An 8,628-nucleotide genomic window follows, 5' to 3' on the forward strand; every position below is an offset into this window, starting at 1 on the left:
GCAGCTCGTGCTGTCGATCGCCATCGTCAATCTGTTCCACGAAGCGGCCAACAAGGCCGCCGGCTGGACGGGCGGCAGCGATGGCCTGACGGATATTGCGCCGACGCCACTCTTCGGCGTCTTCGCCTTCGATCTCTGGGGACACACGGCATATGCGCTGGGCGTAGCACTGCTGCTGATCGTGCTGTTTCTGCTGCAGCGGTTGGCCCGCTCGCCGTTCGGCATGCTCTGCCGCGGCATCCGGCAGGATCCGATCCGGGTCGCGGCAATGGGGGCGCCCGTCAGCAAGACGCTGCTCGCAATGTATGTCGTCTCGGGCCTGGTCGCGGGCGTTGGCGGGGGGCTCAACGCGATCTCCACCCAAGTGGTCGGGCTGGACAGCGTGAGCTTCACCCTGTCGGCTTCGGCGCTGGTGATGCTGGTGCTCGGCGGGACAGGCTCGCTCTATGGCGCGATTGTCGGAACGGTCGTCTTCATGCTGTTCGAGGACTTCGTCTCGGCCGCCAACCCATTCCACTGGCTGACGATCGTCGGTGCGCTGCTGGTCCTGGTCGTGCTGTTTGCGCCCAGGGGCATCTTCGGCACTCCTGTCCGGCTGCTTGAACGATCGAGGCGCCGATGACGCCGGTGTTCGAGGTCGAGAGACTGACGCGTTCTTTCGGCGGGCTGGCGGTCACCCAGGCCGTGTCGCTGACGATGGCCCCCGGCGACCGCGTGGCGCTGATAGGGCCGAACGGAGCCGGCAAGACCACCTTCGTCAATCTCGTAACGGGCCATCTGAAGCCCGACTCCGGTGTTGTGCGGCTCGCGGGCGAAGAACTTGGCGGCATGAGCCCGATGCAACGTGTCCGGCGCGGCCTGGTGCGATCCTTTCAGGTCACCCGCCTCTTTCCCGAGATGACGCCTCGGGAACATCTGGCGCTCGCTATCCTGCAACGCCAGGGCCGGACCGGCCGCATGTTCGGGACGTTCTGGACAATGCCCGACGTGCTCACGGAGAGCGGGGCGCTCCTGGCCACGCTTGGCCTGGAGAGCGCCGCCGACCGCAAGGTGGCAGAGATCGCCTATGGGCAGCAGCGGCTGCTGGAGATCGCCTTCGCGCTGGCGCTGAGGCCCAAGGTGCTGTTGCTGGACGAGCCGGCGGCGGGCGTTCCGCAGAGCGAGACGCCGCGCATCGACGCCGCGCTTGCCGGGCTTCCCGCGGATCTGGCGGTGCTGATGATCGAGCACGACATGGACCTCGTGTTCCGATTTGCAAGACGGGTCATCGTGCTGGCAGCGGGCAGGATCATCTTCGACGGCACGCCCAGTGACGCAGCGAAGGATCGGCGCGTGCGGGAAGCTTATCTCGGGAGTTATGCCGATGACCGCGGCGCGGCTTGAGGTTTCGGGCTTAAGCGCAGGCTACGGCCAGACGCGAGTGCTCGAGGACGTATCGTTCGAGGCGGAAGCAGGTGCCCGGCTGGCCGTGCTCGGGCGAAACGGTGTCGGCAAGTCGACGCTGCTCGCCACCATCGCCGGCCAGACGCGGCGGCACGCCGGAGCAATCAAGCTCGGCGATATCGACATTACCGGAATGGACGGTGCGTCGCGCGCCTGGCAGGGTCTCGGCTACGTCCCGCAGGAGCGCTGCATCTTTCCGTCGCTGACCGTCGAGGAAAACCTTTTCGTCGGGTTGAAGGATCGCGAACGATCGGCAGTGGACGAGGCCTACGCGATGTTTCCGAGGCTCAAGGAGCGTAGGCGCAACTACGGCAACCAGCTCTCGGGCGGCGAACAGCAGATGCTGACAACAGCGCGCACCATACTGGGCCGCCCGTCCATCCTGATGCTCGATGAGCCGCTGGAGGGACTGGCTCCGGTGATCTGCGACGAGCTGATGGCCGCGCTGACGCGCCTCGCCTCCGGCGGCGACATGACCATCCTGCTTGTCGAGCAAAGGATCCGCGCCGCTCTGGATTTCGCCGATCATGTGCTCATCCTCGAGCGCGGCCGGATCGCCTGGTCGGGAACGCCTGCCGCATTACGTGCCAGCCCGCAAACCGTCGAAGGTCTGCTCGGCGTGGCAGCGATACCGCATTCGGTCGCTTAATGCATGTCGCCCAAAAGTGCGCAGCGGTTTTGGCGAACGACATGCATCTAAAGCGCGTCGCCTGAGTCCGGTTCAGCCCGACGCGCGTTGGAGCAGTCCAGCGAACTGCAGTAACGGTTTGTTTTCACACAATTCCAGAGCGGAAATTGCCACGCCTTTCGTGGAATTGCGGAAGCTTCAGGCGTGGTGCCGTGCCGCCTCGCGAATGGTCTGCAGGAGGACCGTGAAGGCAGGCGAGGGGGCGGTGTCGGTGCGCATGGTCAAGCCCACCGGCCCCTTGGTTTCCTCGGTGTCGACCGGGAGGACGACGAAGGCGCCGCTGGCGATCTCGTTGGCGACGACGCCGGCCGAGATGATCCACACTGCGTTGCTCTGGCGCATGAAGGAGCGGCCAAAGGAATCCGAAACGGTCTCGATCTCGGTGGCGGGCGCGGTCATGCCGTTGGTGATGAAGAGACGGTCGACGAAAGGCCGGATGACGGATTCCCGGGTCGGCATCAGCACGGGAAACTCGTCGAGACGCGCGAAAATGTCCGCTCCCGGCTCCGACAGGGGATGCCCTGCGCGCACCACGAACAGCACCTGCTCGGAGTAAAGATGCTCGAAGAAGAAGCCGGTCATTTTTTCCGGCGCCGCGAGGCGGCCGACGACGAGGTCGAGCGCGCCGGTGCGCAACTGCTCGAGCAGCACCGCGTTCTCGCCGGTGACGATCTTGATCGCGGCGCTCGTGTTCTCTTGGAGGAAGAGATTCATCGCCAGCGGCATCACCCGCGCCGAGACGGTCGGCAGCGCGCCGATGCGGATCGGGTGGCGGTTGATCGCGCCGTCCTGCCTGACGGAATCGACGCCGCGCTTCAGCGCCGAGATCGCCGAGCCGGCATGGCTAAGGAATATCTCGCCGAGCCTTGTGACGCGGATGCCGCGGCCGTCGCGCTCGACCACCGCGATGCCAAGGGCCTCTTCCAGCTCACGCAAGGTCTTGGTCACGGCCGGCGCGCTGACATGCAGGAAGTCGGCCGCGCGCGCCACGCTTCCCTGCCGCGCAACTTCGAGAAACGTCTGCAGATGGCGGAAGCGGATCCGGCTGTCAGCCACGGTTTGATAACCTCAAAGTTAATGAAACGCCGCAAAATATCATTTTACCGAACCAAATAGCTCGTGCAATGTGCGTTTGGAGGATCGAAATCGTGCCATTCGTCAGCATAGGCGGCGTGACGCTGCACCACCGCTATATCGAGGCGACGGGCATTTTGCGTCCGATCATCTTCATCAATTCGCTCGGCACCGACTTCCGGATCTGGGACGACATCGTGGCGCGGCTTGCCGGAGAAATGCCGATGCTCGTCTACGACAAGCGCGGCCAGGGGCTCTCCGATATCGGCGGCGGCGTGCGCTCGATTGACGACCACGCCGACGATCTGAGCGCGCTCATCGATCACTTCGGCTTCGGCAAGGTGGTGCTCTGCGGCCTGTCCGTCGGCGGCATGGTCGCGCAGGGGCTTTACGCGCGGCGGTCCGAGCTTGTCGAGGCGCTGATCCTCAGCGACACCGCGCACAAGATCGGCACCGCCGAAAGCTGGAATACCCGTATTGCAACCATCGAGCGCGACGGCATCGAGGCGATCGCCGACGGCATAATGAAGGTGTGGTTCACGCCGGATTTCCACCAAGCGCGAGCGGCCGATCTCGCCGGCTGCCGCAACATGCTGACCAGGCAGGCTTTGCCCGGCTATATCGGCACCTGCATCGCGGTCCGTGATGCCGATTTCACCGACAGCGCGCGTCGAATAGCGGTGCCGACGCTCTGCATCGTCGGCGACCAGGACGGCTCGACGCCGCCCGATCTTGTCCGCGCGCTGGCCGATCTGATCCCCGGCGCGCGCTTCGAGGTGGTCCGCGGCGCCGGGCACATCCCCTGCATCGAGCAGCCTGACGCGTTTGTCACTTTGATCCGCGACTTCGTCGCCTCGTTGCCTGAGGGAAAGCAACTCCATGGATGACGACTCAAACAATACCAGCCGATACCGGACCGGGCTCGCGGTCCGCCGCTCCGTGCTCGGCGATGCGCATGTCGACCGCACCGAGAATGCGGCGACCGATTTCGACCGTCCGTTCCAGCAATTGATCACCGAGGCCGCATGGGGAACGGTGTGGGCGCGCCCCGGCCTGTCGAAGCGCGAGCGCTCGATCGTGACGCTGGCGCTGCTTGCGGCGCTCGGCCATGACGAGGAAGTGGCCATGCATGTTCGCGCCACCGCCAACACAGGCGCTTCGCGCGACGACATCCGCGAAGCCTTCCTGCATGTCGCGATCTATGCCGGCGTGCCGGCCGCCAACCGCGCCTTCAAGATCGCCAAGGAGGTGTTCGCGCAGATGGACGACGCCCATGCCTGAGGCCGGCTCCAACCGCACGCCGGAAACCGGGGCCTTCTTCCCGCGCGACCGCCAATGGCACCCGCCGGCGTTCACGCCGGGCTACAAGAGCTCGGTGCTGCGCTCGCCGCAGAAGGCTTTGATCGCCTTCGACAACACGCTGTCGGAACTCACCGGCCCGGTCTTCGGCCATGCCATGCTCGGCGAGCTCGACAACGACCTGATCCACAATTTCGCGAAACCCGGCGAGAGCGCCATCGGCGAGCGCATTATCGTTTACGGACGCGTGCTCGACGAGCGGGGCAAGGGCGTGCCCGGTGTGCTGCTCGAATTCTGGCAGGCCAATGCCGGCGGCCGCTACCGCCACAAGAAGGACGGCTATCTTGCGCCGCTCGATCCGAATTTCGGCGGCTGCGGCCGCGCCATCACCAGCGAGGACGGCGGCTATGGCTTTCGCACCGTCAGGCCCGGACCCTATCCCTGGCCGAACGGCCCGAACGACTGGCGCCCGGCGCATATCCACTTCTCGATGTTCGGCCACGGTTTCGCGCAGCGGCTGATCACGCAGATGTATTTCGAAGGCGATCCGCTGATCTGGCGCTGCCCGATCGTCGGCGGCATCTCCGACAAGCGAGCCGTGGAAGCGTTGATTGCCGCGCTCGACATGCAGTCGACGATCCCGATGGACGCGCTTGCCTACAAGTTCGACATCGTGCTGCGCGGGCGGCGCTCGACGCTGTTCGAGAACAGGCTGGAGGGCAATTGATGGCGCAGTCGCTCGACCGGCTGAAGGAGAGCCCTTCGCAGACCGCCGGGCCCTATGTGCATATCGGGCTGACGCCGAATTTCTGCGGCATCGGCGGCGTCTACGAAAATGACCTTGGCTCCACGATGGTCAACGACCAGACCAAGGGCGAGCGCATCGAATTGCGCATCCGCGTGCTCGATGGCACCGGCACGCCGCTCAAGGACGCGCTGATCGAGATCTGGCAGGCTGACGCCAAGGGGCTCTACAATTCGCCCACCGAACTGCGCGGCGCGGCCGATCCCAATTTCCAGGGCTGGGGCCGGCAGCCAACCGACATGGAAACCGGCGTCTGCCTGTTCCAGACGATCAAGCCGGGCCGCGTGCCGTTCCGCGACGGCCGGCTGATGGCGCCGCACATCACACTGTGGATCGTGGCGCGCGGCATCAATATCGGCCTGCACACAAGGCTCTATTTCTCCGACGAGGAAAAGGCCAATGCCGAGGATCCGATCCTTGCCCGCATCGAGCATCGGGTTCGCGCGCCGACGCTGATCGCCGAGCGCCAGGGCGACACCTACGTCTTCGACATCCACCTGCAAGGCGAGAAGGAGACGGTCTTCTTCGACAGCTGACCGTGACCGACATGACCGTTTCGCCTTTCGATCATCCGCTGCTTTCCGGCCTGCTCGGCGACGAAGAGGCGGCGAGGCATTTCTCCGTGGAAGCGGACATCGCCGCGATGCTTGGTTTCGAGCGCGCGCTGGCCGAGGCGGAAGCCGAATGCGGTGTGATCCCGCACGAGGCCGAGGCTGCGATCGTCAAAGCATTGGCTTCGTTCCGGCCGGACACTGCGAAGCTGCGCGCCGGCGTCACGAACGATGGCGTCGTGGTGCCGGAACTGGTGCGCCAGCTCCGGGCGGCGGTTGGCGAGCCGCATGGCGAATTCGTTCATCTCGGCGCGACCAGCCAGGACGTTATCGACACCTCGCTGATGCTGCGCCTGCGCCAGGCGGTCGAGCATATCGGCCTGCTGCTCAGCGAGAACATCGTGAGGCTCGCCGGACTCGAAGAGGAATTCGGAGGCAGGGCGCTGATGGCGGTGACGCGCATGCAGCCGGCAATCCCGATCACGGCGGCGGACCGGATCGTTTCGTGGCGGGCGCCGCTCGAGCGTCACCAGCATCGTCTCAAGGAACAGTCCGACCGGCTGCTTGTTGTGCAATTCGGTGGTGCGGCCGGGATACTCGATAAGCTCGGCGGCAAGGCGCCGGCCGTGCGCGCGGCGCTTGCCGCCAAACTCGGTCTTGCCGACGCGCCGCAATGGCATAGCCAGCGCGATGCGCTCGCCGAATTCGCCGGCTGGCTGTCGCTGGTCGCCGGCAGCCTCGGCAAGTTCGGCCAGGACATCGCGCTGATGGCGCAGGGCGAATCCGACATCAAGCTCGCCGGTGCTGGCGGCTCGTCGGCCATGCCGCACAAGCAGAATCCGGTGAAGGCCGAGGCGCTGGTGGCGCTTGCCCGCTTCAGCGCCACGCAGCTTTCCGGCGTGCATCAGGCGCTGGTGCACGAGCAGGAACGCTCGGGCGCGGCCTGGACACTGGAATGGCTCATCCTGCCGCAGATGGTGGTGGCGACGGCAGCCGCGCTCAGGCTCGCCGCCGAGCTTGCCGGTCGGATCGAGAGCATCGGCCACTAACGCATGTCGCCCAAAGTGCGCTGCGGTTTTGGGAGAATGACATGTGTGAAGGGATCTAATGCGCACGCAGGTCGCCATCATCGGCTCCGGACCGTCCGGCCTCTTGCTCGGCCAGTTGCTTGCCACCATCGGCGTCGAGACGATCATCCTGGAGCGGTCGAGCCGCGAGCATGTGCTCGGCCGGGTGCGCGCCGGCGTGCTTGAGCAGGGCACGGTCGATCTGCTCGGCGAGGCGGGCGCCGCGGACAGGCTCCATGCCGAAGGCCTGCCGCATGCGGGCATTTCGCTTGCCTTCGGCGGGCGACTGCATCGTATCGACCTCACGGGCTTGACCGGCGGCAAGCACGTCACCGTCTACGGGCAGACCGAGGTGACGCACGACTTGATGGACAAGCGGGAGGCGGCGGGGCTCGTCACCGTTTACGAAGCGGCGAACGTCGCGCCGCACGATTTTGGCGGGGTATCGCCTTTCGTCACCTACGACAAGGATGGGGCTGCGCATCGCATCGATTGCGACTTCATCGCCGGCTGCGACGGCTATCATGGCGTCAGCCGCAGATCGGTGCCGGAAAACGCGCTGAAGACCTTCGAGCGGCAATATCCGTTCGGCTGGCTGGGCGTGCTGGCGGAGGTGCCGCCGGCCGATCACGAACTGATCTATGCTAATCACGAGCGGGGCTTCGCGCTGTGCTCGATGCGCTCGCCGCACCGCAGCCGCTACTATGTGCAGGTTCCCGCCGATGAGCGCGTCGAGGCCTGGTCGGACGACCGCTTCTGGGATGAACTTAGGCGCCGCCTGCCGCCGCAGACGGCGGCCGCCGTCACCACCGGGCCGTCCTTCGAGAAGTCGATCGCGCCGCTGCGGTCCTTCGTCGCCGAACCGATGCGTTTCGGCAGGCTGTTCCTGGTCGGCGACGCCGCCCATATCGTGCCGCCCACCGGCGCCAAGGGTCTCAACCTCGCTGCCAGCGACGTGCGCTATCTCTTTGCCGGGCTTCGCGAATTCTACTCCGGCAGGTCGGAAGCCGGGCTCGACGCCTACTCAGCCAAGGCGCTGGCGCGTGTGTGGAAAGCGGTGCGCTTCTCCTGGTGGATGACGACGATCCTGCACCGCTTTCCCGAGACGGGCGAGTTCGGCCAGCGCATCCAGGAAGCCGAGCTCGACTATCTCGTGCATTCCAAGGCGGCTTCTACGGCGCTCGCCGAAAACTACGTCGGCCTTCCCTATTGATCGGCGGAAGCCGTCAGACCCGCTCAAGCGCGATCGCGATGCCTTGACCGACGCCGATGCACATGGTGGCCAAAGCCAGCTTGCCGCCTCGCTCGCCGAGCTCCAGCGCCGCCGTTCCGGTGATGCGTGCGCCGGACATGCCGAGCGGATGACCGAGCGCGATGGCGCCGCCGTTGGGGTTGACATGCTCCGCCGTCTCGGAAACTCCGAGCTGGCGGAGCACGGCAATGCCTTGGGAGGCGAAGGCTTCGTTCAATTCGATGACGTCGAACTGGTCGGGCGTCAAGCCAAGACGGGCGCAGAGCTTCTTGGTGGCCGGCGCCGGGCCGATGCCCATGATGCGTGGCGCGACACCGGCGACGGCACCGCCGAGGATGCGGGCGATCGGCGTCAGGCCATGCTTCTTCGCCGCTGCTTCCGAGGCGACGATGAGGGCGGCGGCGCCGTCGTTGACGCCGGAGGCATTGCCGGCGGTGACTGTGCCACCC

At 65.9% G+C, this 8,628-nt stretch carries 9 protein-coding genes and 2 pseudogenes; 9 read left to right on the plus strand and 2 right to left on the minus strand.

Annotated features, from left to right (window positions below; translation table 11 throughout):
• From EOA38_RS19740 to EOA38_RS19750, 3 genes and pseudogenes are all read left to right on the plus strand, one after another.
• Positions 1-622 (plus strand): annotated as a pseudogene (locus tag EOA38_RS19740) (branched-chain amino acid ABC transporter permease); the annotation flags it as partial.
• Complete coding sequence (locus EOA38_RS19745; RefSeq protein WP_126092952.1) at positions 619-1,383, plus strand: ABC transporter ATP-binding protein; 765 nt, start codon at positions 619-621, stop codon at positions 1,381-1,383. The pseudogene EOA38_RS19740 and the gene EOA38_RS19745, both read left to right, overlap by 4 nt.
• Positions 1,364-2,092: an ABC transporter ATP-binding protein gene (locus tag EOA38_RS19750; RefSeq protein WP_126092953.1), complete on the plus strand. Its 729-nt coding sequence runs from the start codon at positions 1,364-1,366 to the stop codon at positions 2,090-2,092. The genes EOA38_RS19745 and EOA38_RS19750 overlap by 20 nt, the downstream gene beginning before the upstream one ends.
• A gap of 177 nt (positions 2,093-2,269) precedes the next feature.
• Here the strand turns inward: EOA38_RS19750 and pcaQ are convergent, their stop codons facing one another.
• Positions 2,270-3,187, minus strand: a complete 918-nt coding sequence (gene pcaQ, locus EOA38_RS19755; RefSeq protein WP_126092954.1) for a pca operon transcription factor PcaQ — start codon at positions 3,185-3,187, stop codon at positions 2,270-2,272.
• Positions 3,188-3,279: 92 nt separating this feature from the next.
• Here pcaQ and pcaD point away from each other — a divergent pair, with 92 nt between their 5' ends.
• The 6 genes from pcaD to pobA are packed head-to-tail and all read left to right on the plus strand — an operon-like array spanning position 3,280 to position 8,140.
• On the plus strand, positions 3,280-4,092 hold the full coding sequence (gene pcaD / locus EOA38_RS19760) for a 3-oxoadipate enol-lactonase (RefSeq protein ID WP_127300005.1): 813 nt from the start codon (positions 3,280-3,282) through the stop codon (positions 4,090-4,092).
• Positions 4,085-4,486, plus strand: a complete 402-nt coding sequence (gene pcaC, locus EOA38_RS19765) for a 4-carboxymuconolactone decarboxylase (protein WP_127300006.1) — start codon at positions 4,085-4,087, stop codon at positions 4,484-4,486. Before pcaD ends, pcaC begins: the two co-directional genes overlap by 8 nt.
• Positions 4,479-5,231, plus strand: a complete 753-nt coding sequence (gene pcaH, locus EOA38_RS19770; protein WP_127300007.1) for a protocatechuate 3,4-dioxygenase subunit beta — start codon at positions 4,479-4,481, stop codon at positions 5,229-5,231. The genes pcaC and pcaH overlap by 8 nt, the downstream gene beginning before the upstream one ends.
• Positions 5,231-5,845, plus strand: a complete 615-nt coding sequence (pcaG, locus tag EOA38_RS19775) for a protocatechuate 3,4-dioxygenase subunit alpha (protein WP_126092958.1) — start codon at positions 5,231-5,233, stop codon at positions 5,843-5,845. Before pcaH ends, pcaG begins: the two co-directional genes overlap by 1 nt.
• Before the next feature lie 11 nt (positions 5,846-5,856).
• Positions 5,857-6,909 carry a 3-carboxy-cis,cis-muconate cycloisomerase gene (locus tag EOA38_RS19780; RefSeq protein ID WP_126095846.1) on the plus strand — a complete coding sequence of 351 codons (1,053 nt, stop codon included), beginning with the start codon at positions 5,857-5,859 and terminating at the stop codon, positions 6,907-6,909.
• A 58-nt stretch (positions 6,910-6,967) separates the two neighbouring features.
• Complete coding sequence (pobA, locus tag EOA38_RS19785) at positions 6,968-8,140, plus strand: 4-hydroxybenzoate 3-monooxygenase (protein WP_126092959.1); 1,173 nt, start codon at positions 6,968-6,970, stop codon at positions 8,138-8,140.
• 13 nt (positions 8,141-8,153) lie between these two features.
• On the opposite strand, the pseudogene EOA38_RS19790 reads toward pobA, so the two are convergent.
• Positions 8,154-8,628, minus strand: a pseudogene (locus EOA38_RS19790) (3-oxoadipyl-CoA thiolase); the annotation flags it as partial.

This window comes from Mesorhizobium sp. M1E.F.Ca.ET.041.01.1.1 (assembly GCF_003997355.1).
In the GTDB taxonomy this organism is placed as follows: Bacteria; Pseudomonadota; Alphaproteobacteria; order Rhizobiales; family Rhizobiaceae; genus Mesorhizobium.

Excerpts from the sequence above, each read along its gene's own strand:
- EOA38_RS19780 (WP_126095846.1), top strand. The coding sequence starts at position 5,857 with ATGACCGTTTCGCCTTTCGATCATCCGCTGCTTTCCGGCCTGCTCGGC.
- pcaG (WP_126092958.1), top strand. The coding sequence starts at position 5,231 with ATGGCGCAGTCGCTCGACCGGCTGAAGGAGAGCCCTTCGCAGACCGCC.
- pobA (WP_126092959.1), top strand. The coding sequence starts at position 6,968 with ATGCGCACGCAGGTCGCCATCATCGGCTCCGGACCGTCCGGCCTCTTG.
- EOA38_RS19750 (WP_126092953.1), top strand. The coding sequence starts at position 1,364 with ATGACCGCGGCGCGGCTTGAGGTTTCGGGCTTAAGCGCAGGCTACGGC.
- pcaC (WP_127300006.1), top strand. The coding sequence starts at position 4,085 with ATGGATGACGACTCAAACAATACCAGCCGATACCGGACCGGGCTCGCG.
- EOA38_RS19745 (WP_126092952.1), top strand. The coding sequence starts at position 619 with ATGACGCCGGTGTTCGAGGTCGAGAGACTGACGCGTTCTTTCGGCGGG.
- pcaH (WP_127300007.1), top strand. The coding sequence starts at position 4,479 with ATGCCTGAGGCCGGCTCCAACCGCACGCCGGAAACCGGGGCCTTCTTC.